The sequence below is a fragment of the Cellulomonas sp. genome (assembly GCF_965229465.1).
GTDB lineage: Bacteria > Actinomycetota > Actinomycetes > Actinomycetales > Cellulomonadaceae > Cellulomonas.
This window is the reverse complement of sequence record NZ_OZ245882.1, coordinates 4,258,859-4,282,488: the sequence shown is the minus strand read 5'-3', so window position 1 is coordinate 4,282,488 and position 23,630 is coordinate 4,258,859. Positions and strand designations below refer to the sequence as shown.

The following is a 23,630-nucleotide window of genomic DNA, read 5'->3' as shown; positions in this document are numbered from 1 at the left end:
CGATGGTCCCGTCAGGGCAGGGGCACCGACCACTGGAGGTGGGTGCCGCCCTCGGGCAGCGCCGTGACGACGAGCGCGCCCCCGCGGCGCACCGCGCGGTACTCCAGGTTGGCCAGCCCGCTGCGCACCGCCAGGTCCGCGGGGACGCCGATCCCGTCGTCCTGGACCTCGATCAGCAGGTCGAGCCCGACGACGAGGCGGACCACCACCTCGTGGGCGTGGGCGTGCCGCGCGATGTTGGACAGGGCCTCGCGGACGACCGCGACGGCGTCCTCCGCGACGTCCTCGGGGACGGTGGCCGTGACACCGTCGGTGCGCAGGCGGGGCATGAAGCCGAGCCCGTGCCGAGCGTTCACCACCTCGGCGTCGATGCGGTGGCGCAGCCCCGACCCGGTGGCGCCGCCGCGGGCGCTGAGCCGGAAGATCGTCGTGCGCACGTCCTTGATGGTCTCGTCCAGGTCGTCGACGGCGCCCTCGAGCCGGCGCGCCACGTCGGGGTGCACCACCTCCTGCGCGGCGCCCTGCACGTCCAGCCCGATGGCGAACAGCCGCTGGATGACCATGTCGTGCAGGTCCCGCGCGATCCGCTCGCGCTCCTCCAGCACGGCGAGCCGGGCGCGGTCCGACTGCGCGTCCGCGACGTCGAACGCGAGCGCGAGCTGCTCGGCGAAGCCCGCGACGCTCGGCAGGTCCGGCTCGGGCGCCGTCGTGGTGTCGCCCGCGGGCCACGCCAGGGCGAGCGCGCCGATCCAGCGCTCGCCGCTGCGCAGCGGCACCGCCAGCACCCACGCGGTCCCGTCCTGGTCGAGGTCCGCACAGTCGGCGACCCGGTGCAGCACCGGCCACCGACCGGCGAGGTCGGGCTCGATCTCCGGCGGGAGGTCGTCGGCGAGCCCGTACAGCCGAGAGGTGTGGGCGCCCGAGCTCTGCCGGACCCGGGCGAGCACGGACGCCACCGCGTCCTCGCGCGGCAGGCCGCTGGTCAGGGTCGAGGTGCAGGCGGCAGCGGTCTCGAGCCACAGCTCGTGCTCGCGCGCCTGCCGGTAGGCGCGCGCGTGCCCGAGGGCGACGCCCGCGGCCGCGGCGAGCGCCACGGCCACCTGCTCGTCGCGCGCGGTGAAGTCGGCGTGCCCCGCCTTGTCCGTGAGGTAGAGGTTGCCGAAGACCGCACCCCGCGCCCGGACGGGGACGCCGAGGAACGTGTGCATCGGCGGGTGGTTCGGGGGGAAGCCCACGGACGAGGGGTGGTCGGCCAGGTCGTGCAGCCGCAGCGGGTGGGGGCTCGAGACGAGGTGGCCGAGCACGCCCTTGCCCTCGGGCAGGTGACCGATCCTGCGTGCGGTCTCCTCGTCGATGCCACGGTGCACGAACTCCTGCAGCCCGCCGTGGTCGCCGAGCACCCCGAGGGCGCCGTAGCGCGCGCCCGTGAGCGTGCACCCGGCGGAGACCAGACGCTCCAGCACCGTCGCGATGTCGAGCTCGGCCGACATCGACACGACGGCGCCCATCAGCGCCTCGAGCCGCTCGTCGCGTTCCGTCCCGGCCTCGTCCGCTCGCATGCTCGGAGCATAGGTGTGAGCGCTCGTCGTGGAGACGAACAGGGCCCTTCGGCCCTGGGGCGGCGGCAGCGACCGGCGAATCCTGGACCCAGGTCGACACACGAGGAGGTGAGGGCGATGCGAGCACTGGTGGTGTACGAGTCGTCGTTCGGGAACACGGGCCAGATCGCGAAGGCGGTCTGGGAGGGCATGTTCAGCCGGATGCAGGACGTCGCGCTCCTCGACGTCACGTCGGCCCCGCGCAGGCTCCCGCCGGAGCTCGAGCTGCTGGTGGTCGGCGCGCCGACGCAGGCGTTCGGCATGAGCCGGCCGGCGACGCGCGCGGACGCGGAGAAGCAGGCCGGGACCGAGCCGGACGGCACGTCGATCGGCGTGCGCGAGTGGCTCCGGGAGCTGGACCCGCCGGAGCGGACGGTCCACGCAGCGACGTTCGACACCAGGATCCACAGCCCGCACGTCCCCGGGTCGGCCGCGGTCGGCGCGTGGCGCGTGCTGCGTCGTGCCGGTTTTCAGGTGGCGGCGGAGGCTGAGAGCTTCTGGGTGATGGGGATCAAGGGACCGCTGCGCGACGGCGAGCTGGAACGGGCGCGCGCCTGGGGGATCGGCCTCACCGGCTTGCTGCTGGGCCTGCGTCCGATCGACCCTGGTCCGCTCGGGGCTCCGGCCCGGTGAGCCCGGCCGGGTCAGGGTGCAGACGATGCTGCTCCGCGATGAACAGAGCGGCCTGAGTCCGTCCTCGCACCTCGATCTTGGCCAGCAGGCTGGAGATGTAGTTCTTCACGGTCTTCTCGGCGAGGAACATCCGGTCGGCGATCTGCCGGTTGGTCAGCCCCTCGCCGATGAGGTCGAGCACGGCGCTCTCCTGGGCGGTCAGCAGGTCCAGGCGGGCGTCGTGCCGCTGCGACTCCCGGAGGCGGTCGAGCACCCGGCCGGTGGTCGCCGGGTCGAGCAGGGACCTGCCGCTGGCCACCAGCCGTATCGAGTCGAGCAGCTGCGGTCCGCGGATCTCCTTGAGCACGTAGCCGGCCGCGCCCGCCGTGATCGAGGCCAGCAGCGCCTCGTCGTCCTCGTACGAGGTGAGCATGAGGCACCGGACGCCGGGGGCCGTCGCGGCAAGCTCGCGGCAGACCTCGACGCCGTTGCCGTCGGGCAGCCGCACGTCCAGCAGGGCGACGTCCGCGGCTGCACGCGGGACGCGCACGAGCGCCTCCGCGGCGGTCGCCGCCTCGCCCACCACGGTCATGCCCGGGTCCGCCTCGATGAGGCGCAGCAGACCCTGGCGCACCACCTCGTGGTCGTCCAGCACGAACACCCGGATCTGGGCCATGACGCCACTGTGCACCATCGGGACCTCCCTGTGTCAGGCCTCCCCGTGACCACCGGCGTGGCGGTCGAGGAACGCGTACACCTCGGCGTCCTCGACCCCGGGGAACGACCCGGTCGGCAGCGGCGAGAGCACGTGGGCGTGCACGGCAGCACTGGGCCAGGCGTGGGGGGCCCACCGGGCGGCGAGCCCGGGATCCGGCTGCCGGCAGCAGGTGGGGTCGGGGCAGCGGGACTCGCGACGCGTCGAGGTGTCCCGTCCGCGGAACCACTTCGCGGCGCCGAACGGGACCCCCACCGTGATCGAGAACCCGCCGGCGGACGTGGAGCCCGTCTGGGTGCTGCACCAGTACGTGCCTTCCGGCGTGTCGGTGTACTGGAAGTACTCCGTGGCGCGGTTGCGTCGCGTGAACGCCGACCGGGCGGCCCACTGGCGGCACACCACCTGGCCCTCGATGGCGCCGGTCCCGTCGGCGGGGAACCGCACGGCGTCGTTGGCGTAGCCCTTGAACAGGGTGCCGTCGTCGCCGACGCGCAAGAAGTGCAGCCGGATGTCCAGGTGCTCGGTGAGCAGGTTGGTCAGCCGCTGGGCGGCCGCCTCGTGGGTGACCCCGAAGGCGTCGCGGAAGTCCTCGACGGCCAGCTCCTTGCGACGCTTGGCCGCGCTCAGGTGGGCCACCGCGGCGGTCCGGGGCATGAGACAGGCGGCCGCAAAGTAGGTGATCTCCACCCGCTGACGCAGGAAGTCGGCGTAGCTGCGCGGCGTCGAGTGCCCGAGCACCCGGTGGGCGATCGCCTGGAGCGCGAGGGAGCGCAGGCCGTGGCCGCCGGGGATCGACGCCGGCGGCAGGTAGATGCGCCGGTTCGCCAGGTCGGTGACGGTGCGCGTCGAGTGCGGCAGGTCATCCACGTGCAGCAGGGAGAAGCCGAGGTCTGCGGCCATCTGGGCCACCGCGCTGTGGGTGAGGGCGCCGGTCGTGTAGCCCGCCCGGCGCACGAGGTCCTCGGCGACCTCCTCGATCTCGGGCAGGTGGTTGTTGCGCTCCGTCAGCCAGAGCCGCAGCGCGGTGGTGGCGCGACGCGCCTCCTGCGGCGTGGCGATGGCGGCGTCGTCGCGCCGGGCGAGCTCGAGGTGCAGCCCGACCAGCGCCTCGAGGGCCTCGGTGGACAGGTTCCGGGCCGGGCGCACGTGGGGCAGCCCGAGGGCGGCGTACGCGGCCGTGCCCTGCGCGCGGTCCAGCTCGATCTCGAGGGCGGCCCGCCGGGACGGGGGAGACTCGTCGAGCAGGTCCGTCGTGGTGGTGCCCAGTGCCGCCGCCAGGGCCTGGAGGAGACTGAGCCGAGGCTCGCGGCGGCCGTTCTCGACGAGCGACAGCTGGCTGGCCGTGCTGCCGGCGAGCCGTCCGAGCTCGTCGAGCGTCAGCCCTCGCTCGGTGCGGGCGTGCCGGATGCGCCTCCCGAGCATGAGCAGCTGCGACCCCGCGCTGGTCGACCCGCGCGGTTCGGTGGGGAGGTCGATGACCGGTCGGGGTGACTGCGTCGCCATGCGTTGACGCTAGAGCAAGTTGCGCTGTTCTTGACAGCGCGGACCCATTGAAGCCGCTCCCGAGCAGCCTGGACGCTCGAAGCCGGCGAGTATTCCTCTCGTCCAGGCCTGTGGACAGGAGCCTTTCATGACCAGGTACGTCTCCCGGTTCGTCGACGGCGACAAGGACAAGAAGGACCTGCTGGGCGGCAAGGGAGCCAACCTGGCGGAGATGACCAAGCTCGACCTGCCCGTCCCCCCGGGGTTCACCATCACCACGGAGGCGTGCCGGGCCTACATGCGTGACGGGCACGTGCCGCCCGAGCTGCGGGTCGAGGTGACGCTGGCGGTCCGGGAGATCGAGGACACGATCGGCCGGCGCCTCGGCGACTTCCACGAGCCGCTGCTGGTGTCGGTGCGCTCCGGGGCCAAGTTCTCGATGCCGGGGATGATGGAGACCGTCCTGAACATCGGGCTCAACGACGCGTCCGTGAAGGGCCTCACCGAGTTCTCCGGCGACGAGCGGTTCGCGTGGGACTCCTATCGCCGGCTCATCCAGATGTTCGGCAAGACGGTCCTGGGCATCGACGGCGACCTGTTCGCGGCGGCCCTGGACGAGCGCAAGACCGCCGTTGGCGCCGCGACGGACGTCGACCTCTCGGCGCAGGACCTGCACGTGCTCGTGCACACGTTCAAGGAGATCGTGGTCGAGCAGACGGGCCGGGAGTTCCCGCAGCACCCGCGCGAGCAGCTCGACATGGCGATCGAAGCGGTCCTCGACTCGTGGAACACCGACCGCGCCCGGCTCTACCGCCGCCGCGAGCGCATCCCGAACGACCTGGGGACGGCCGTCAACGTGGTGAGCATGGTGTTCGGCAACCTGGGCGAGACGTCGGGGACCGGGGTGTGCTTCACGCGCGACCCGTCCACCGGCGAGACCGGGGTGTACGGGGACTACCTGCCCAACGCGCAGGGCGAGGACGTGGTGGCGGGGATCCGCAACACTCTGCCGCTCGCGGAGCTCGAGCTGCTCGACCCGGTCTCGTACGACGCGCTCCGGCACGCGATGCGGCGCCTGGAGACCCACTACCGCGACCTGTGCGACATCGAGTTCACCATCGAGCGGGGCAAGCTGTGGCTGCTCCAGACCCGGGTGGGCAAGCGCACGGCGGCGGCGGCGTTCCGGATCGCGACCGAGCTGGTCGACGAGAGCCTGATCACGATGGACGAGGCGATCACCCGCTGCCCGGGCGACAAGCTCAACCAGCTGCTGTTCCCGCAGTTCGACGCGGGTGCCGACCGGCACCTGCTGACGACCGCCATGGCGGCGTCACCGGGCGCGGCGGTGGGCGAGATCGTCCTGGACAACGCGCAGGCCCTGGAACGTACCGAGGCCGGGGCGCACGTCATCCTGGTCCGCCGGGAGACCAACCCGGACGACCTCCAGGGCATGATCGTCGCCGACGGCATCCTGACCGCCCGCGGCGGCAAGACGTCGCACGCCGCCGTGGTCGCCCGAGGCATGGGCACGTGCGCGGTGGTCGGCGCCGAGGAGGTCGAGGTGGACTCGGCTCGCGGAGAGGTCCGCGTGCGGGACCAGGTGCTCCACGCGGGGGACACCATCGCGATCGACGGCTCCACGGGCGAGGTGTTCCGCGGCTCGGTGCCGGTGGTCGACTCGCCGGTCATGGTCTACGTCGCCGAGGGGCTCGACGCCGGGCTGGCTGCGGCGACCGATCCCGAGGCTCGTGCACTCGTCTCGGCCGTGGACCGCGTCCTGCGGCATGCCGACTTCGTCCGCCGGATGCAGGTGCGCACCAACGCCGACACGGCCGACGACGCCCGCCGCGCGCGGGCGCGGGGTGCCGAGGGCGTGGGCCTGTGCCGGACCGAGCACCAGTTCCTGGGGGAGCGGCGCCAGCACATCGAGCGGCTCGTCCTGGCCGACAACGACGAGGACCGCAAGGTCGCCCTCGACGCCCTGCTCCCGCTCCAGCGGGACGACTTCGCCGGCCTGCTCGAGGCGATGGACGGGCTGCCGACGACCATCCGCCTCATCGACCCCCCGCTGCACGAGTTCCTGCCGGACCTCACGGAGCTGGCGGTCAGGGTGGCCACGGCCGCCGAGCCGGACCCGAAGGACGTCACCCTCCTGGCCGCGGTGGAGCGCATGCACGAGCAGAACCCGATGCTCGGGCTGCGCGGCGTCCGGCTCGGGCTGACCCTGCCGGGCCTGTTCGCCCTCCAGGTGCGCGCGATCGCCGAGGCGACCGTGCAGCTGCGTCAGGCCGGGCTCGACCCGCGGCCGGAGATCATGGTGCCGCTGGTGGGATCGGTCCGGGAGCTCCAGCTGGTCCGCGAGGAGGCCGAGCGCGTCCTGGCCGAGGTCAGTGCGTCCTCGGGTGTCACGCTCGACGTGCCGATCGGCTGCATGATCGAGCTGCCGCGCGCGGCGCTGACCGCGCACCGGATCGCCGAGGAGGCCGACTTCTTCTCCTTCGGCACCAACGACCTCACGCAGACCACGTGGGGGTTCTCCCGGGACGACGTCGAGCGCGCGTTCTTCGCCGACTACCTCCAGAACGGGGTGCTGACCATCTCCCCGTTCGAGACGCTGGACGCCGACGGCGTCGGCGCGCTGGTCCGCGCCGGGGTCGAGGGCGGCCGGTCCACCAAGCCGGGCCTGCACATCGGGGTCTGCGGGGAGCACGGGGGAGACCCGGAGTCGATCCACTTCTTCCACGAGGTGGGGCTGGACTACGTGTCGTGCTCGCCGTTCCGCGTGCCCATCGCGCGGCTCGAGGCCGGCCGGGCGGCGGTGGCGAAGGCGTGACACGACGCGGGCGCCGCACCTCGTCGAGGAGGTGCGGCGCCCGCGTGCGCGCTACGGCGTGACGGTCAGCGGCGTGCCGCCGGACGTCAGCTGCCAGTCGGGGTTGGTGGCCGAGAACACGCTCGGGTCCACCACCTCGTTGGCGCTCACCCAGTCGATGAGCAGCTGGCGGATCTCCACCTGCCGGTTGTAGACGACGGGTGCCGTCGTCACGCCCGGGAAGTTGCCCCCGCCGGACTGCCGGTAGTTGTTGATCGCGACGACGAACTCCTGCGTGTCGGTCACGGGCACGCCGCCGTAGGCCAGCCCGGTGATGCGGCTTCCGACGGGCTGCGCCAGGTCGATGTCGTAGGTGAGCGGCTGGTCGAGCCCGCCCATGACGTCGTAGTTGTAGTCCGGGGTGCCGTTCGGCGCCGTCGGCGTCACCGCGTTCGTGAGGCTGGCGGCGGGGTAGGTGCCGGGGGTGGGGGCGGCCTTGAAGTACTCCGCCGACTTCTCCAGGTACGCCTTGACCTGCGCGCCCGTGAGCTTGATGCCCAGGAGCGTGTTGTCGTAGATGTACAGCCCGGCGATGTCACGCACCGAGACGTCACCCTGCGGGATCGCCGCGTCCTTGTTGAACGGCGCCGCGATCGAGAGCACCGGGAGGTCGGCGTCGGCCCCCGTGAGCTCGGCCTTGACCGCACCGGCCTGCACGTAGTTGATGAAGTCCAGCACCGCGGTGTCCTCGTACCGTGCGGTCGCCGCGGACATGGCCTCGGTCGAGGTGCCCACCACGCCGTTGACGTAGTCGACCACCTTCTGGTGATCGGCCTGGAGCAGGGCGACGATCGCGGGATCCTCGGGGACCGTGTTCGAGTTGAGCACAGAGGCGTCCACCGACCGCACGCTCCAGTGCCCGCGGCTGAACGTGAGGTCGATGTCGAACACCGACAGGCGCTCACCCCACTTGAGGGGCTCGGACAGGACGACGGGCTTGCCGGTCGCGGTGTTGGTGACCACGCGCTCGGCGATCTCCTGGTGGGCGTGCCCGACCAGGATCGCGTCGATGCCGGGCACCTGCTGGGCGACCAGGGTCGCGGCGTTCTCCGGGAACGGCAGCGTGTCGCCGTAGGAGGACGACGTGTCCGCACCCGAGTGCGCGGCGACGACGACGACGTCGGCACCCTTGCGCTTCATCTCGGGCACGTACCGGGCGGCCTGCTCGACCAGCCCACCGAAGCTCATCTGCCCCTCGACGTTGGCCTTGTCCCAGATGGCGATGCCGGGGTTGGTCAGGCCGAGGATGCCGACCTTGATCGCCTTGCCGTGCGCGGGACGGACCGTCTTGATGACGTAGGGCGCGAACGCGGGCCTGCCGTTCTTGTCGTTGGTCGCGTTGGCCGCCAGCAGCGGGAAGTCGAGCTGCTTCTCGAAGGTGCGCAGGTACGGGATCCCGTAGTTGAACTCGTGGTTGCCCAGCGCGGCGGCGTCGTAGCCGATCGCGTTCATGGCGGCGGCCATCGGGTGCTCGACCGTCTTGGAGATCGGCTGGATCTTGGCGTAGTAGTACGCCAGGGACGTGCCCTGGATCGTGTCGCCGGCGTCGATGAGCAGCGTGTTGCGGTCGCCGCGGTCCGCCCGCACCTGGTTGACCAGCGTGGAGACCTTCGCCAGGCCCACGTCGTTGTGCGCGCTGTCGTCGTACTCGGCGTTCTTGAAGTAGTCCCAGTTCAGCGCGTTGCCGTGCAGGTCCGTGGTGCCCATGACCGTGAGCTGGTACTCCCTCGGCCCGTCGTGGCCACCGCCGTTGCCGGCCGAGGCCGGTGAGGCGAGGCCCACGACGAGCACCGCGGCCGTGGCCACCGCACCCGCCCTCACGCTGGTCCGTTGCAGGACGTTGATTCCCATGCCGGAGTCCTCCCGTGCTGTCGGTTCTGCACCGGGTTGCGGTGCCTCGGGCACGGTAGCCCGTCCGGGTGACGCGGTCATGTCGTGGGAGTGGGGGTCGAGCCGGGCGAATGGGGTATCCGGGCGCCGCGGCGCGACCCTAACCTGAGGCAACGGTGGATCGTCCGACGGGGGCAGTCACATGACCGGGAACGATGTTCGGTGGTACCGACGGGCCGATGGGGTGGTGCCGGGTCCGGCTGACTCGACGCCGGCGGTGGGGCCACCGACCTACACGCTGAGCCCGTCCCTGCTCACGGTCGAGGCGCTCGGGTTCACGGACGCCGTGCTCGACCAGCTGAACGCGCGGCTGCTGGAGCATGGCGGCTCGCTGGCGGTCGAGAAGGTCGAGGAGGATGCCGACGAGGTCGACGAGAGCCGGCTGACGCTGCGGGTCTCCGGGGTGTCGGAGGCGTCCGGAGAGTCCGAGATGACGGCGATGGAGGCGGGCCAGCGGCTGCAGGCGGAGCTCCCAGCCTTCGGCGAGCCGACCACCCTGGACACGCCGCTCGCGCGGACCGTCGCGTCGCTGCGCCCGGTCAAGGTGCCGACCGAGGGAGCCGCCACCCTGGAGGATCCCTCCGCGGTGCGCAGCCCGTTCGCGGGCGTCACGGCGCCCGCCGCCGTGCGCAGCCCGTTCGCGGTGCGGAGCCCGTTCGCCGTGCGCAGCCCCTTCGCGGCGTTCAACGATGCCGACCCGCGGACGGCCCTGGCGGTACGGAGTCCGTTCGCGGTGCGGAGCCCGTTCGCGGGCGGCGTGCGTGAGGCCGTCGACGTCGGCACGCTCGCGCCTCCTGCCGACCCCCTCCCGCAGCTCGACCGCCGTCCGGTGGTGGCCGTCGTCGACGGGGGGATCGCCGCCCATCCCTGGTTCGTCGAGGACGACGAGTCGATCGTCACGCACGCTCTCGGTCTCGACTGGCACCCCGCAGAGGCGCTCCCGGGACCGCGGAAGGGCGACGTGGCCGGCGACGGCGAGCTCGACGACGCCGCAGGGCACGGCACGTTCGGCGCCGGCCTGGTGCGGCAGCACGCACCGTCGGCCCGCCTGCTCTCGGTGCAGGCGATGGCCTCAGACGGCTGGTTCCCGCCGGGGAGGTCCCTGTCGGCGCTCACCTGGCTCCTCGAGCGCGTCCGCGGTGCCGACGCCGACCACCGTGACCACTTCGTCGACGTGGTGTGCCTGGCCTGGGGGTACGTCGACGAGGGACCGACGGAGGAGCCGAACACCACGGCGCTGCGGGACCTGCTCGGTGAGCTGGGCGACCTCGGCGTGCAGGTGGTCTGCGCGGCCGGGAACCGCTCCGACCGCACCCCGATGTTCCCAGCGGCGCTCACGGCGCTGGCGGACCCCGCCTCGTGGCCCGCGGTGCCGCTGGTCAGCGTCGGGGCCACCAACCCGGACGGCTCGCTCGCCGCGTTCAGCAGCTACGGCCCCTGGGTCCAGCACTACGAACGAGGGTCGGCCCTCATCAGCGCGATGCCCGCGACGTTCGGCAGTCCGCTGACGGCCGGTCAGCGGGTCGACGCGACGGACCAGCCCTGGGCGTTCGTCCCGGACGACATGGCGACCGGCACCGCGCGTTGGGGCGGCACCTCGTTCGCGGCGGCGATCGTTGCGGGCAAGCTGGCGCAGGCGCTCGCCGGGGACGCGGTCTGCTCGTCGGTGGCTCGCGCCGACGTCCTGGCACGGGTGGGACGTGCGCGGCAGGCAGTCCTGGGCCTGCCGTGAGCCAGGACCTCCAGCCCTCGGCTGCCCCGGTCGACGGGCGCGCGGGTCGTGGCGCCCGGCTCGCCGCCTGCCTCGCCCGGGCGCGGGAGGGAGACACCACCGCGATCGAGGAGATGGTGCGTGAGCTCAACCCGCTGCTCTGGCACGTGGCCCGGTCGCAGGGGCTCGACGCCCCGACGGCGGCCGACGTCGTCCAGACGGCCTGGCTGGAGCTGGTGCGCCGGCTGGACGAGATCCGGGTTCCCGAGGCGCTGACCGGGTGGCTGGCGACGGTGACGCGGCACGAGGCTGCCCGGGTGCACCAGCGTGCGCGGAAGGTCGTCCCGACGGACACGACCGCGCTCCTCGACACCCCCGACCCCGGCCCGGACGTGTCGGACGGTCTGCTCGCCCAGGAGCGCGCCCGGAGCCTGTGGCGGTGCTTCGGCCAGCTCTCCGAGCGGTGCCAGCAGCTGCTGCGCGTCGTGGCCCAGGTGGACCGTCCGGACTACACGGAGATCTCCGAGGCCATGGGCATGCCGCACGGCAGCATCGGGCCCACCCGGGGTCGGTGCCTGACCAGGCTGCGCGAGCTGCTGCTCCTCGACCCCTTGTGGGGTGCCCCATGAGCGACTGGCCGGACGCCCTGGACGACCAGATCCTGGCCGGGCTGCGTGCCGGGTTCGACGCGAGCGACCCGCCGCCGGCGTTCCTCGACGACCTCGTCGTGCTGGCCCTGGGGTCCTCACGACTCGACGCCGAGGTGGCCCGGCTCGTCGACGACGCTGCCGTGGCGCCGGGCGCCCGGGCGTCCACCCGGGTCCGCACGCTCCGGTTCGAGGGCGGCGGCACGACCGTCCTGCTGAGCGTCGCAGAAGGGCCGACCGGCGCGCGTCGGGTCGATGGCTGGCTGGTCCCGGCTGCGGCGGCCGGTGTCGCCCTGCACGGACCGGCGGGCACCGTGACGGTCGACGCCGACGCGTCGGGCCGGTTCAGCTTCGAGGACGTTCCCGCGGGCGCGGCCCAGCTCGTCGTGCAGGGGCCGCACGGGGTCGTCGTCACCACCGCCGTCCAGCTGTGAGCCGGGCCGGGGACCTGTACGCGGCGGGGGTCGCCGCCAACGAGGACATGCGGCCCGCCGCCGGGGCGCGGCTGCTGCGGGCGGCGCTGCGCGCCCTGGGCGACCCCGAGCAGGACGACGAGGACGCGCGCACGCTGCGCGGCCGGGTGAGCGTCAGCCTGGCGATGGCGGAGGCCGAGGCGGGGCGCCTCGCGACGGGTCTCGAGCTGTTGGCGACGGCCGCGGGGCTGCTGCCTGCCCAGGAGCGCGCGATCGCCCACGCCCAGCGGGCCATCCTGCTGCGGCGGGCGGGCCGTGACGAGGAGTCCCTCGCCGAGTACGCCGTCGCGCTCGCGCACCTGGACCTGGACAGCCAGCCGGTCCTGGTGGCGAAGGTGCTGGTCAACCGCGCGGTGGTGTACATGGGCGCGGCCCGTCTCGGTCCGGCGCGGGCAGATCTCGACCTGTGCCTGACGCTCGCCCGGCGGGAGGGCGCGCAGGTGCTCGTCGCCAAGGCGGTGCACGACCTCGGCTTCCTCGACTACGTGGCGGGCGACCTGCCGTCGGCCCTTCGGCGGTACGTGGAGGCCGAGCAGCTCTACGAGGGTCTGCTGCCCGGGATCCTGGCGATGCTCGGGCTCGACCGTGGGCGGGTGCTGGTGGCCGCCGGGCTCGTCACGGAGGCCGAGCGCGAGCTCGGTGCCGCGGTCGCGTCCCTGCGGGAGCAAGGGTCGTTGCAGGACGCCGCCGAGGGTGAGCTCGCCCGCGCCGCTGCGGCCCTGCTCGACGGCCGAGCCGAGGACGCACGGCGGCTCGCGCGTGCGGCGCGGACGGTGTTCCGGCGGCGCGGCAACGCCCGGTGGGCGGCCCGCGCCGAGCTCATGGACCTTCGTGGCGCGGCCGCGAGCGCCCGCCGACGGGTCGGCACGGCGCGGCGGGCCGAGGAGCTGCACGGGGTGCTGGCGTCGCTCGGGATGCGCGAGGACGCCCGGGTCGCCGCGCTCGTCGCGGCGCGCGCGCACGCCGCCGCCGGGCGGTCGGCGGAGGCGCGTCGCCTGGTCGAGACCACCGGCATGCGCGGGGCGGGTCTGGAGACAAGGCTGCTCCAGCGCGCCGCGCGTGCCGACGTCGCGGCCGCGGACGGACGCGTGCAGGCGGCGGCGCGGGAGCGCAGGAGCGGCCTGGCTGCCCTGCACCGGGCCCGCGCGCTGCTGGGAGCGCTCGACCTCCAGGGCGGCGCGGCGGTGCTCGGCCGCGAGCTCGCCGGGGCAGGTCTCGCCGACGCGCTCGCCACCGGTCGCGCCGCCGACGTCTTCACCTGGGCGGAGCTGGCCCGCGCCCAGGCGATGCTCACCCGCCCGGCCGTGCTCGGCGACGAGGACCACGGGGCGTGGCAGGACCTGCGCGCCCTCGGGGTGGCGCTCGGCCGTGCGGAGCTCGACGGTCGCCCGACTGCCGAGCTCCGCACCCGTCGCGCGGCCCTCGCCAGGGACCTGCGCCGGCGGACGTGGGCCGCTCCCGGCACCGGCGTGACGCACCGGCCGGCCAGCCTGTCCCGCGTGCAGTCGGCGCTCGACGGTGCCGCGATGGTGGTCTACGTCCAGCACGAGGGGGTGCTGCGCGCCCTGGTCCTGACCAGCACACGGGCTCGCCTGGTCCCGCTCGGCCCGCTCGGCGTCGCGCACGAGGCCACGTCCCGGGTGCGGGCGGACCTCGACGTCCTCGCCGGTGTCCTGCCCGCCGGGCTCGACGTCGGGGTCCGGTCGGCGCGTGGGACGGATGCGGCCGCGCTCAGCGCCCTGGTGCTCGACCCCGTCCTCGACCTGGTCGGCGACCGGGACCTCGTCGTGGTGCCCACCGGCGGCCTGCTCACCGTGCCGTGGGCGGCGCTGGCCGCCACCCGGGGGCGCGCGGTGACCGTCGCCGTCTCGGCGACCAGCTGGGTCGACCGGGTCGGGGTCGCCGCCCTGGCGCCGCCGACCCCGACCGTCCTGGTCGCCGGACCGGGCACCACGCGCGGCGATGCGGAGGTCGCGGCCGTCGCGGAGCTCGTGCGGGCGGCGGGCCCGGCGCCGCAGGTGCTGCTCGGTGGTGCGGCGACCGTGGGACGTGCCCGGGCCGCGCTGGCGGGTGCCGGGGTGGTCCACGTGGCGGCGCACGGCCGGCACGAGGCCGACAACCCGCTGTTCTCGAGCCTCGAGCTGGCCGACGGACCGCTGATGGGCTACGACCTGTTGCGGCTGCCCAGTCCGCCCGGGCTGGTCGTCCTGTCGTGCTGCGACCTCGGGCTGCACGACAGCCGTCCCGGGGACGAGTCCCTCGGCACCGCGAGCGCCCTGCTCGCGTCGGGTGCGCGCACCGTCGTCGCCAGCGTCACGCGGGAGGCTGACGACGTCGCGCTCCCGCTCATGGTGGACCTCCACCGCCGTCTGGTGGCCGGTGAGCGTCCGGCCGCCGCCCTGGCCGCAGCCGGGTCGGCCGCAGCGACCGGCTTCGTCTGCTTCGGATCGGGCTGACGGCTCACCACCAGCCCTGGCGCTTGGCCCACCAGAGCAGCCCGCCCGACATCGCGATCATCACGGTGAGGGCCGTCACGAGGGGGACGACGGTCGTGTGCTGGTTGACGATGAGGTTCATCCCGAGCACGGAGGCCAGGGCCGTGATGGGAAGGGTGACCACCGCGATCACCGCGAGCCGCTCGGCCGCGATCGTCATCTTGGTCTCGGTACGGGCGCGGTAGAACTCGATGACGCCCTGGAGGTAGTCCTTCTCCTCGACGGCCAGGCCGGCGATGCGGTCGAACTGGTCGACGAGGTCGCCCACGAGGTGCCGGCTCTCCTCCGGAACAGCCCGCTGGAGACCCATCACCCGGCGGTAGATCTCGGCGGTCTGCGCGGCGATCGTGCGGACGGCGAGCAAGCCGTGCCGCGTCCGGAACATCTCGTCGAGGAACTTCTCGGGGTCGTCGTAGGCGCCCGCCGTCACGCGTCGCTCCAGCTCCCACACGTCGGCCGTGAGCTCCTCGACGAACTTCTCCATCCGCCGGGTGAGCGTCGAGACGATCGCGTGCGAGATGTCGAAGGACGTCCGGGGCCGCAGCCGCCCGGCGCGGATCCGTTCCAGGACCTCCCGGGTGTCCCGGAGCGCCACGTCCAGCGGGACCGCGGGGTTGACCGGCCCGTGCACCGTGACCAGGTAGCGCGGTCCGATCAGGCGGTCGAGCTCGACGTGGTGCACGTGCCCGCCCGCGCCGCGCTCGGGGGCGTGCAGGACGAGGAACAGCGAGTCCGGGTAGGCGTGCACCTTGGGCAGCCGGTTGCGGACCTCGCAGTCGTGCACGGCGAGCGGGTGCAGCCCGAACACCCGGGTCAGCACGTCCCGCGCCTCCGCGTCCCAGGTGGGGATGTCGACCCAGACCAGCCCGACGCGGGAGGCGAGCAGGGCCGGCAGCTCGTCGACCGAGCACTCGCGCACGCCGTCGGCGGTGAGGTGGTGCACGTCCACGGTCGACCTCCCGTCCTCCCGCCATCATGCTGCGGTCGGGCGGCAGCCGCGCCCTCAGCCGACGACGGCCCCGAACAGCCGCTCGTAGTCGGCCACCATCCGGTCCGCGCTGAAGCGGGTCTCGGCCTCGCGGCGGCACGCGTCCCGATCGACGGACGCCAGGCGGGCCACCGCGGAGACGGCCGCATCGGAGTCGGCGACCAGGAAGCCGGTCGACCCGTCGGTGACCAGCTCGGGCAGGGATCCCCGCGGGGTCGCGATCACCGGCGTCCCCGCGGCGAGCGCCTCGACGACGGACAGCCCGAACGGCTCGTCGAAGTCGATCAGGTGCAGGAGCGCCGCGGCACCACCGAGCAGGCGGTCCCGCTCCTGCGGTCCGACGGACCCCACGAAGCGCACCAGGGTCCCGTCCACGAACGGCTCCACGAGCGTCCGGAAGTAGTCCTGGTCGTGCACCACGCCGGCGATGACCAGTGGCATGCCGGACCGCCGGGCGACCTCGATCGCGACGTGCGTGCCCTTGTCGGGATGGATGCGACCCAGGAACAGCAGGTACCCGCCGTCGCCGGCGCCAGGCGTGAACTGCGCGAGGTCTAGGCCGTGGTGGATCGTCGCGTCGTAGGTGAGGTCCGGGTGCCGGTTGGCGTCGCTGATCGACACGTAGTGCGCGATGTCGTCGTAGGCGCGGTAGACCGGCAGGATCCGCTCCGACGAGAAGCCGTGGATGGTGGTCACCACGGGCGTGTCGACGAGCCGGCTGTACGTGAGCGGCAGGAAGTCGAACTGGTTGGAGATGACGTCGAACTCGGCGGCCCGCTCGAACACCGCGGCGAGGTGCAGCGACTCGCACACCTTGACGTCGATCGACGGGTCCTCCTCGTACCCCGCCGGCGCCTCGGCGTGCAGCCGTGCCCGGGTCAGCGAGTCGGCGGTGGCGAACAGGGTGACGTCGTGCCCGCGGCCGACCAGCCCCTCCGCGAGGGTCGAGGCCACCTGCTCCCAGGGCCCGTACGAGCGGGGCGGCGTGCGGTGGGCGATCGAGGCGAGCACGGCGATCTTGACGGGGTGCCTCCACGGCTGGAGCGGTCGGAGGTCACAGGGTTCTGCCGACTGCGACTGGTAGCCTAGCCATGCGGCGCACGGCCCGGCTGTGAGCTCGACCGGCCGGCCAGGACGCCCGGGGATGTCGATCATGCCCCGCCCGAGGTCGGTAGCGCACTCCGCTGCGAAGCACCACCAGTGCGAAGGGCCTCCATGGCCATCAGGTTCGGCGTCCTGTCCACGTTCCCCCCCACGCAGTGCGGCCTTGCCACGTTCTCGTCCGCGCTCGCCACCCACCTGGTCGAGGCCGGCGCCGACGTCGCGGTGGTGCGCGTGGTCGACTCCGTGCAGCCGCCGATGCCGCTCGTCTCGCACCAGCTGGTGATCGGGGAGCCCGACGGGGCACGGGCCGCGGCGGCCGCGCTCAACGCCTGCGACGTCGCCCTGGTGCAGCACGAGTACGGGATCTTCGGCGGCCCGGACGGCGCGGACGTCCTCGACGTGCTCGCGCGCGTCCGTGTCCCGGTGATCACCGTGCTGCACACCGTGCTGGCCAACCCGACGCCCCACCAGCACGAGGTGCTCGCCCGGGTGGTCGCGGCGTCGTCCGTCACGGTGACGATGACGGAGGCGGGCCGCCAGCGACTCATCGCCGGCTGGGGCGTGGACCCCTCGTCCGTCACGGTCATCGCCCACGGCGCCCGGGACAACCGCGTGCAGGACGAGCACGCTGCTGCGGCGCTGACGGCGCCCACGGTGCTGACCTGGGGGCTGCTCGGCGAGGGAAAGGGGATCGAGTGGGCGATCGAGGCCCTGGCGGGACTGTCGGACCTGCGTCCGCGCCCGGTCTACCGGATCGTCGGCCAGACGCACCCGAAGGTGCTGGAGCGCAACGGCGAGGCCTACCGTCAGCGCCTGGAACGCCTGGTCGACCGCCTCGGTCTGGGTGCGGTGGTCCAGTTCGACGACCGCTACCTCGACATCCCGACGCTCCAGCGGATCGTGGCGTCCGCGGACGTCGTCCTGCTGCCCTACGACTCACCCGACCAGGTGACGTCCGGCGTCCTCACGGAGGCGGTCGTCGCCGGCAAGCCCGTGGTGTCGACGGCGTTCCCGCACGCGGTCGAGCTGCTGTCCGACGGCGCGGGCATCCTCGTCCCGCGGCGTGACCCGGTCGCGATCGCGGCGGGGCTGCGGCGGGTGCTCACCGAGCCGGGACTGGCCGCGTCGATGGCAGCCGTCTCGCGCGGGCTGGCGCCCGGTCTGTCGTGGACCGCGGTCGCCGGCGAGTACGTCGCGCTCGGTGCCGGGCTCCTGCACACGCGCACCCTGTCGGCCGCCTGATGTACCCGGCACCCGTCTTCGACCACCTGGCCCACCTCAGCACGCCGATCGGCCTGTTCGAGCACGCCCTGCTCACCGAGCCGCGGCCCGAGCACGGCTACTGCCTCGACGACGTCGCGCGCGGCCTGGTCGTCACGTCCCGCCAGCTGCACCCGTCGCCCCAGGTCGCCGCGCTCACGGCGACCTACCTGCGGTTCACCCTCTTCGCCCAGGACGGTCTCGGGCGGTTCCACAACCGCAGGGACCTGGCCGGCCGCTGGACCGACACCGCGACGGTCGAGGACCACTGGGGACGAGCTCTGTGGGCCCTCGGCACGGCGGCCGCGGGCACGCGTGACCCTCGCGTGCGCCGAGCGGCGCTCGACGCGGCGGTCGTGGGCATGCACCAGCGCTCGCCGTGGTGGCACGCCATGGCCTACGCGGCGCTCGGCGCCGCCGAGGTGCTCGAGGTCGCACCCGGGAACCGGGCGGCCCTCGCGCTGCTCGCCGACGCCCGGACCCTGCTCGCCGAGCCCGCCGACCCGGCGTGGCCGTGGCCCGACGCGCGGCTCAGCTACGCCAACGCCGTCCTGCCCGAGGCGCTCATCGCCCTGGGCACGGCGCTGGGCGACGACCGCACCCTCCGGGCGGGGCTCGACCTCCTGCACTGGCTCGTCGCGCAGGAGACCCACGACGACCACCTGTCCTTGACGCCTGCGGGTGGCTGGCAGGACGGTGACGAGCGCCCCGGCTTCGACCAGCAGCCCATCGAGGTCGCGGCCCTGGCGGAGGCGTGCTGGCGGGCGTTCCGGGCGACGCGCCAGGAGATCTGGCTGACCTACCTCGACCGCTGCGTGGGGTGGCTCCTGGGCGCCAACGACAGCGGGGCGACCCTCTACGACGAGGTGTCGGGTGCCGGGTTTGACGGGCTCCACGCGGACGGCGTCAACCAGAACCGGGGCGCCGAGTCGACCCTCGCGGCCCTCTCGACCCTCCAGCTCGGACGGCTCGCTCTCGTCCAGGCGGTCGCGTGACCGCCGTCGGTACGCGTCCGCTCGTGCGCCGGACGCCCCACGTCCTGCGCCCGGACGCGTCGCGGGTGGTCAGCACGCCCTTCCTGCCCGGCGTGGAGATCGAGGGCGCCGGCCTGTCCCGCCGCGCGATCGTCCTCGCGCGCCTGCTCGCGCTTCCCGACGCGGAGGTGGACGCGGCGCTCATCGACGTCCTGACGTCGTTCAGCGCCCGTCACGACGACCTCGTGGGACTGCTCGACGAGCGCTACGCACTGGTCGCCCCGCACATCCACGGTGCGGACGCCCTGTCGCTCGAACGGCGTCGGCTCATCGGGGCCTGCATGAGCCAGGAGTACGCGATCGAGTCCGCCGCCCTGTTCAACCCGTCGATGGTGGCGCACCCGGACCAGGGCGGACTGCCCGAGGGCGCCGTGCGGTTCGTCATGAGCGTCCGTGGCGTGGGCGAGGGGCACGTGTCCTGCGTCGAGCTGCGCACCGGGGTGGTCGACGCGGCGGACGTCGTCACGTTCGACACGCCCGGTGCGACGACGTCGGTGGCGGTGCGCCACGAGATCGAGCACTCCCGCGCCGACCTGCTGCGGCAGAACGAGGAGCTCGAGGGGGACCGCGACGACGACGACGCCCAGCTCCGGGCCCTGCCGGAGTCGTTCCTGGGCGCGGCGGTCGAGGACAGCCCCCGTCTCGCGTGGCTCGCGTCCTGCTCGTACGACGCCGAGTTCCCGGCGGCAGGCGCCGTCGACTCCCGCGTGCTCCTGCCCGGGAGCCCGGCCGAGCGCAACGGCATCGAGGACCTCCGGCTGGTCGAGGTGGAGCACACCGAGGGTCGGCGCGGCTTCCTGGGCACCTACACGGCGTTCGACGGTCGGTCCGTGGCCCCGCACCTGCTCGCGACCGACGACTTCACCACGTTCCGCATGCGGCGGCTCTCCGGCCCCGGTGCGAAGAACAAGGGCATGGCTCTGTTCCCGCGTCGCGTCGGCGGGCAGTACCTGGCCCTGTCCCGGTGGGACCGCGAGAGCAACTCGCTCGCGGCGTCCACCGACCTCCAGCACTGGGACGACCTGGGCACGCTCAGCGCGCCCGTGTGGGCCTGGGAGATCATCCAGGTCGGGAACTGCGGGTCCCCGATCGAGACGCCCGAGGGGTGGCTGGTCCTCACGCACGGCGTCGGGCCGATGCGCCAGTACGGGATCGGAGCGATGCTCCTCGACCTGGAGGACCCCCGGCGCGTGCTGGGCAGCCTCCGGTCGCCGCTGCTGACGCCGAGCGCCGACGAGCGCGACGGGTACGTGCCGAACGTGGTCTACACGTGCGGGGCGCTGCTGCACGGGGACACGCTCGTCCTGCCGTACGGGTGCAGCGACGCCGCCATCAGGGTCGCCCTGGTGGACGTCCCGCAGCTGCTCGCGGCGATCCTGGCGGGCTGAGGACTAGCCGCCGGACACCGTCGCGACGGCCTCGATGGAGACGAGCAGGCCGCGGGGGAGGACCACGTTGGCCGGCGCGGACCGTGCGGGCGGCGGGGTGGGCATGTGGCGCGCGTAGACGGCGTTGAGCGCGGCGAAGTCGGCCACGTCGGCGTAGAAGATCGTGGTCTTGACCAGCTGGTCCATCGACGACCCCGCGGCCGTGAGGATCGCCGCGAGGTTGCGCAGGGCCAGGTCGGTCTGGGCCTCGATGCCCGGGGGGATCTCGCCGGTGACCGGGTCGATCCCTGCGGTGCCCGAGCAGAAGACGAGACCGCCCGCGACGATCGCCTGGCTGTACGGGCCGAGGGCTGCGGGTGCGTCGTCGGTGTGCACGCTCCGTCGGGTCATGGCGTCTCCTGGGCGAGGTCGGGTGGGTGCTCGCCCATCCTCCTCCGCGCGTCCAGGGGGCTACTGGTCGGGGCCGCGACGGTCGGGCGTCCCCGGCCCCATCGGGACGTCGGGCATCTCGTACGTCCAGTCGTGCCCGCGCTGCCAGCCGCCGTCGTCGACGGCGTCGCGGATCGCGACCGCAGCCACCACCGCCCACAGGATCGAGAGCAGCACCGACGCGGCGATCAGCGCCGCCCCGACGCAGACGCTGATGATCCCCCACCTGCGGGCGTTCGCGGACTCCCGGTAGGCGACCTCCGTGTCGGCGGCGCCGTACGCGCGGGCCGCGCGGTGCGAGGCCAGCAGGGCGGGGATGCCCGTCGGCCAGAACAGGATCATCGCCGCGATCACCCAGCCGACCGGCGCCGTCGGTTCGGGCCGCGCCGGCGGGGGTACCAGCGGCGGGCCGGGGACGGGCGGCGGAGGGGGCGTGGGGAGCGGTCTGGTGGGGGGACCGCCCGCGGGCGGGTCGGGGGTGGCGCTGGGACTCGACTCGGTTGTCATGGTTCCTCCCCGGGCGACGCGACTGTGCAGCATCACCGTAGGACCGTCCGCTGGGAGGACGCTGTGCCTACTCCGGTCCGAGCAGGGGCCTCAGCAGGGCGAGTGCCCGGTGCACGGCCTCCTTCGCCTGCGCGGCGTCCAGCGACGTCGCCACCACGCCGTAGACCATGCGCTGGACCAGGATCACGTCGGCGACCGTCAGCCGGGCGTTGACCAGGCCTGCGGCCTGCGCGCGCGGCAGCGTGGCCGCGACGGAGGCGGGCAGCCGCTCGCCGATGTCGGTCTCCGGGAGGGTCCGGCGTGCGTCCAGGAACATCTCCACGAACGCGGACTCCTCGACGGTGAGCTCCACCACCCGTGACCAGAGGCGCAGGAACGCGTCGTCGTCGGGCAGTGCGGCGATCGCGTCGAGCTCGGCGAGGTGCTCCTCGAACACCGCGAACGCGAGGTCCAGGCGGGAGGGGAAGTGCCGGTAGAGCACGCCCTGGCCGACGCCGGCGCTCTGCGCGATGGCACTGAGCGGGGCGTGGTAGCCGCGGTCGGCGAACACCCGCCGGGCGGCGTCGAGGATGGCTCGACGGTTCTCGGGCGCAGCGGCCGGACCTCGGTTGCTTGTGCGCGGCGGCGTGGGCATGATGGCATCCTAGACATCCGGACACTGTTGTCCGGTTACCGAAGGAGCAGTCGTGCCCGATCACTTCGACCACACCTACGACGTCGTCGTCGTCGGCTCCGGCGGCGCCGGGTTCGCCGCAGCGATGGGCGCCGCTGACGAGGGTCTGAGCGTGCTCATGCTGGAGTCGACCGACAAGTGGGGCGGGAGCACCGCCATGTCGGGTGGCGGCCTGTGGCTGCCGAACAGCCCGGTCATGCAGCGTGCCGGCGCGGGGGACTCCCGCACGGAGGCGCTCACCTACCTGGAGGCGACCGTCGGCGACGAGTACCGGGCCACCTCGAGGGCGCGCAAGGAGGCGTTCGTCGACGGCGTCGAGGACTTCGTCACCACCGCCGAGAAGTACGGCATGCGGTTCGCCCGCGCCGCGGACTACCCCGACTACTACCCCGAGCTGCCCGGCGGGAAGGTCGGCCGGGCCGTCGAGGTCGAGCCGTTCGACGCCAGGAAGATCGGCGCGTGGTGGCGGTCCACCCGGGCGATGATGCCCCTGCCGCTCAAGACGGACGACGTCTGGCTCCTCGGGCGCTCCTGGTCGACGCCCTCGGGGTTCGTGCGCGGAGCCCAGTTCGTCTTCCGCACCCTCGGCGGGGCGGTGCGCGGCAAGAAGCTCGTCGGCACCGGCGCTGCGCTGGCGTGCTCGTTCCTCGACATCGTGGTGCAGAAGCAGCGCACCCCGCTGTGGCTGGAGGCGCCGCTCGAGAGCCTCGTGGTCGACGGCGAGCGGGTGGTCGGTGTCCGCACCACGCACGAAGGCCGGTCGGTCTCGGTCCGTGCGAACCGGGGCGTGGTCCTCGCCGCGGGCGGGTTCGACCACAACACGGTCCTTCGGCAGAAGTACCAGGGGATCGACGGCAACCCGTCCGGGAACCCGGGCAACCTCGGGGGGACGCTCGACCTCGCGCAGGACCTGGGCGCCGCCGTCGAGCTCATGGACGACGCGTGGTGGGGCGCGTCGGTGGCACCGGCGCCCGGTGAGAGCCCGGGGTTCCTCGTCGGCGAGCGCTCGATGCCGTACTCGATCCTGGTGGACTCCGAGGGCGACCGGTTCGCCAACGAGTCCGAGTCCTACGTCGACCTGGGCCACCACATGCTCGCGCACGACCGGGACGGAACCTTCTGGATCGTCGCCGACACCCGGCACGCCCGCCGGTACCTGCGCAGCTACGCGATGGACCCGCGCGCCACCAAGGCGATGGCCGCGGCAGGAACGGTGGTCAAGGCGGCGACCCCCGCAGAGCTGGCCACGAAGATGGGGGTCGACCCCGGACGGCTGACGGCGACGTTCGAGCGCTTCAACGGGTTCGCGCGCTCCGGTGTCGACGCCGACTTCGGCCGCGGCAACTCCGCCTACGACCGCTACTACAGCGACCCCACCGTGCACCCGAACCCCTGCCTGGGTCCGCTGGAGAAGGGGCCCTTCACCGCGTTCCAGATCGTCATCGGCGACCTGGGGACCAAGGGTGGCGTGGTGACCGACGCGGACGCCCGCGTGCTGCGCGAGGACGGCTCGGTCATCGAGGGTCTCTACTCCGCCGGCAACAACTCGGCGTCCGTGATGGGACGCACGTATCCCGGCCCGGGGTCGACCATCGGCCCGGCCACCGTCTTCGGTCTGCGGGCTGCTCGGCACATGGGCCGCGATCGCGCCTGAGTCCCCACGCGCCTGTCGCACAGGACAAGCGTCCATGTCATCTCGTGGGAAGCGATCTCACCCTGTGACATCCTGCACGGTGCCATTTGTGGACAGAC

The 23,630-nt window shown here is 73.4% G+C and carries 19 protein-coding genes; 10 read left to right on the top strand and 9 right to left on the bottom strand.

Features of this window, described 5'->3' with window-relative positions; genetic code table 11:
* Window positions 1-11 precede the first annotated feature (11 nt).
* The gene (locus tag ACO06A_RS20180) at window positions 12-1,559 is read right to left on the bottom strand and encodes a GAF domain-containing sensor histidine kinase (protein ID WP_421733967.1); all 1,548 of its coding nucleotides are present in this window, start codon (window positions 1,557-1,559) and stop codon (window positions 12-14) included.
* Window positions 1,560-1,676: 117 nt separating this feature from the next.
* Here ACO06A_RS20180 and ACO06A_RS20175 point away from each other — a divergent pair, with 117 nt between their 5' ends.
* Window positions 1,677-2,231 (top strand): flavodoxin family protein, encoded by a 555-nt coding sequence (locus tag ACO06A_RS20175; protein ID WP_421733966.1) that lies wholly within the window; start codon window positions 1,677-1,679, stop codon window positions 2,229-2,231.
* Here ACO06A_RS20175 and ACO06A_RS20170 read toward each other — a convergent pair.
* Both ACO06A_RS20170 and ACO06A_RS20165 read right to left on the bottom strand, forming a co-directional pair.
* Window positions 2,167-2,904, bottom strand: a complete 738-nt coding sequence (locus ACO06A_RS20170; RefSeq protein ID WP_421733965.1) for a response regulator — start codon at window positions 2,902-2,904, stop codon at window positions 2,167-2,169. The two genes, ACO06A_RS20175 and ACO06A_RS20170, sit on opposite strands and share 65 nt — an antisense overlap.
* 15 nt (window positions 2,905-2,919) lie before the next feature.
* On the bottom strand, window positions 2,920-4,428 hold the full coding sequence (locus ACO06A_RS20165) for a helix-turn-helix domain-containing protein (RefSeq protein ID WP_421733964.1): 1,509 nt from the start codon (window positions 4,426-4,428) through the stop codon (window positions 2,920-2,922).
* Between the two features lie 127 nt (window positions 4,429-4,555).
* Between ACO06A_RS20165 and ppdK the strand changes: the two genes are divergently transcribed.
* Window positions 4,556-7,240 (top strand): pyruvate, phosphate dikinase, encoded by a 2,685-nt coding sequence (gene ppdK, locus ACO06A_RS20160; RefSeq protein WP_421733962.1) that lies wholly within the window; start codon window positions 4,556-4,558, stop codon window positions 7,238-7,240.
* 51 nt (window positions 7,241-7,291) lie between these two features.
* On the opposite strand, the gene ACO06A_RS20155 is transcribed toward ppdK, so the two are convergent.
* The gene (locus ACO06A_RS20155) at window positions 7,292-9,130 is read right to left on the bottom strand and encodes a bifunctional metallophosphatase/5'-nucleotidase (protein ID WP_421733960.1); all 1,839 of its coding nucleotides are present in this window, start codon (window positions 9,128-9,130) and stop codon (window positions 7,292-7,294) included.
* Between the two features lie 226 nt (window positions 9,131-9,356).
* Between ACO06A_RS20155 and ACO06A_RS20150 the strand changes: the two genes are divergently transcribed.
* From ACO06A_RS20150 to ACO06A_RS20135, 4 genes are read left to right on the top strand one after another with little or no spacing between them, the layout of a single operon-like run.
* On the top strand, window positions 9,357-10,901 hold the full coding sequence (locus ACO06A_RS20150; protein ID WP_421733959.1) for a S8 family peptidase: 1,545 nt from the start codon (window positions 9,357-9,359) through the stop codon (window positions 10,899-10,901).
* Window positions 10,898-11,509, top strand: a complete 612-nt coding sequence (locus ACO06A_RS20145; RefSeq protein WP_421733958.1) for an RNA polymerase sigma factor — start codon at window positions 10,898-10,900, stop codon at window positions 11,507-11,509. The genes ACO06A_RS20150 and ACO06A_RS20145 overlap by 4 nt, the downstream gene beginning before the upstream one ends.
* Window positions 11,506-11,961, top strand: a complete 456-nt coding sequence (locus tag ACO06A_RS20140) for a carboxypeptidase regulatory-like domain-containing protein (protein WP_421733957.1) — start codon at window positions 11,506-11,508, stop codon at window positions 11,959-11,961. The genes ACO06A_RS20145 and ACO06A_RS20140 overlap by 4 nt, the downstream gene beginning before the upstream one ends.
* Window positions 11,958-14,456, top strand: a complete 2,499-nt coding sequence (locus tag ACO06A_RS20135; RefSeq protein ID WP_421733956.1) for a CHAT domain-containing protein — start codon at window positions 11,958-11,960, stop codon at window positions 14,454-14,456. The genes ACO06A_RS20140 and ACO06A_RS20135 overlap by 4 nt, the downstream gene beginning before the upstream one ends.
* Window positions 14,457-14,460: 4 nt before the next feature.
* Here ACO06A_RS20135 and ACO06A_RS20130 read toward each other — a convergent pair whose 3' ends face one another.
* Window positions 14,461-15,444, bottom strand: coding sequence for a magnesium transporter CorA family protein (locus ACO06A_RS20130; protein WP_421733955.1), 984 nt, complete (start codon window positions 15,442-15,444; stop codon window positions 14,461-14,463).
* Between the two features lie 54 nt (window positions 15,445-15,498).
* Window positions 15,499-16,494: a glycosyltransferase family 4 protein gene (locus ACO06A_RS20125; RefSeq protein WP_421733954.1), complete on the bottom strand. Its 996-nt coding sequence runs from the start codon at window positions 16,492-16,494 to the stop codon at window positions 15,499-15,501.
* 204 nt (window positions 16,495-16,698) lie between these two features.
* Here ACO06A_RS20125 and ACO06A_RS20120 point away from each other — a divergent pair, with 204 nt between their 5' ends.
* The 3 genes from ACO06A_RS20120 to ACO06A_RS20110 are packed head-to-tail and all read left to right on the top strand — an operon-like array spanning window position 16,699 to window position 20,269.
* Window positions 16,699-17,829: a glycosyltransferase gene (locus tag ACO06A_RS20120; RefSeq protein ID WP_421733953.1), complete on the top strand. Its 1,131-nt coding sequence runs from the start codon at window positions 16,699-16,701 to the stop codon at window positions 17,827-17,829.
* A complete protein-coding gene (locus tag ACO06A_RS20115) occupies window positions 17,829-18,842 on the top strand; it encodes a glycosyltransferase (protein WP_421733952.1) in 1,014 nt (337 codons plus the stop codon). Before ACO06A_RS20120 ends, ACO06A_RS20115 begins: the two co-directional genes overlap by 1 nt.
* Complete coding sequence (locus ACO06A_RS20110; protein WP_421733951.1) at window positions 18,839-20,269, top strand: glycoside hydrolase family 130 protein; 1,431 nt, start codon at window positions 18,839-18,841, stop codon at window positions 20,267-20,269. The genes ACO06A_RS20115 and ACO06A_RS20110 overlap by 4 nt, the downstream gene beginning before the upstream one ends.
* A 3-nt stretch (window positions 20,270-20,272) precedes the next feature.
* Here ACO06A_RS20110 and ACO06A_RS20105 read toward each other — a convergent pair whose 3' ends face one another.
* The 3 genes from ACO06A_RS20105 to ACO06A_RS20095 all read right to left on the bottom strand — a co-directional run bounded on the left by ACO06A_RS20105 (window position 20,273) and on the right by ACO06A_RS20095 (window position 21,839).
* Window positions 20,273-20,659: a Rid family detoxifying hydrolase gene (locus ACO06A_RS20105; RefSeq protein ID WP_421733950.1), complete on the bottom strand. Its 387-nt coding sequence runs from the start codon at window positions 20,657-20,659 to the stop codon at window positions 20,273-20,275.
* 60 nt (window positions 20,660-20,719) lie between these two features.
* A complete protein-coding gene (locus ACO06A_RS20100; RefSeq protein WP_421733949.1) occupies window positions 20,720-21,205 on the bottom strand; it encodes a CD225/dispanin family protein in 486 nt (161 codons plus the stop codon).
* 67 nt (window positions 21,206-21,272) lie between these two features.
* Window positions 21,273-21,839 carry a TetR/AcrR family transcriptional regulator gene (locus ACO06A_RS20095; protein ID WP_421733948.1) on the bottom strand — a complete coding sequence of 189 codons (567 nt, stop codon included), beginning with the start codon at window positions 21,837-21,839 and terminating at the stop codon, window positions 21,273-21,275.
* Window positions 21,840-21,891: 52 nt separating this feature from the next.
* On the opposite strand from ACO06A_RS20095, the gene ACO06A_RS20090 reads away from it, so the two are divergent.
* Window positions 21,892-23,532: an FAD-binding protein gene (locus ACO06A_RS20090; protein ID WP_421733947.1), complete on the top strand. Its 1,641-nt coding sequence runs from the start codon at window positions 21,892-21,894 to the stop codon at window positions 23,530-23,532.
* The last annotated feature ends 98 nt before the right edge of the window (window positions 23,533-23,630 follow it).

Bases quoted from the DNA above. Each gene is read 5' to 3' on its own strand.
- ACO06A_RS20180 (WP_421733967.1), bottom strand. From the start codon at position 1,559: ATGCGAGCGGACGAGGCCGGGACGGAACGCGACGAGCGGCTCGAGGCG.
- ACO06A_RS20175 (WP_421733966.1), top strand. From the start codon at position 1,677: ATGCGAGCACTGGTGGTGTACGAGTCGTCGTTCGGGAACACGGGCCAG.
- ACO06A_RS20170 (WP_421733965.1), bottom strand. From the start codon at position 2,904: ATGGTGCACAGTGGCGTCATGGCCCAGATCCGGGTGTTCGTGCTGGAC.
- ACO06A_RS20165 (WP_421733964.1), bottom strand. From the start codon at position 4,428: ATGGCGACGCAGTCACCCCGACCGGTCATCGACCTCCCCACCGAACCG.
- ppdK (WP_421733962.1), top strand. From the start codon at position 4,556: ATGACCAGGTACGTCTCCCGGTTCGTCGACGGCGACAAGGACAAGAAG.
- ACO06A_RS20155 (WP_421733960.1), bottom strand. From the start codon at position 9,130: ATGGGAATCAACGTCCTGCAACGGACCAGCGTGAGGGCGGGTGCGGTG.
- ACO06A_RS20140 (WP_421733957.1), top strand. From the start codon at position 11,506: ATGAGCGACTGGCCGGACGCCCTGGACGACCAGATCCTGGCCGGGCTG.
- ACO06A_RS20120 (WP_421733953.1), top strand. From the start codon at position 16,699: ATGGCCATCAGGTTCGGCGTCCTGTCCACGTTCCCCCCCACGCAGTGC.
- ACO06A_RS20115 (WP_421733952.1), top strand. From the start codon at position 17,829: ATGTACCCGGCACCCGTCTTCGACCACCTGGCCCACCTCAGCACGCCG.
- ACO06A_RS20105 (WP_421733950.1), bottom strand. From the start codon at position 20,659: ATGACCCGACGGAGCGTGCACACCGACGACGCACCCGCAGCCCTCGGC.
- ACO06A_RS20100 (WP_421733949.1), bottom strand. From the start codon at position 21,205: ATGACAACCGAGTCGAGTCCCAGCGCCACCCCCGACCCGCCCGCGGGC.
- ACO06A_RS20095 (WP_421733948.1), bottom strand. From the start codon at position 21,839: ATGCCCACGCCGCCGCGCACAAGCAACCGAGGTCCGGCCGCTGCGCCC.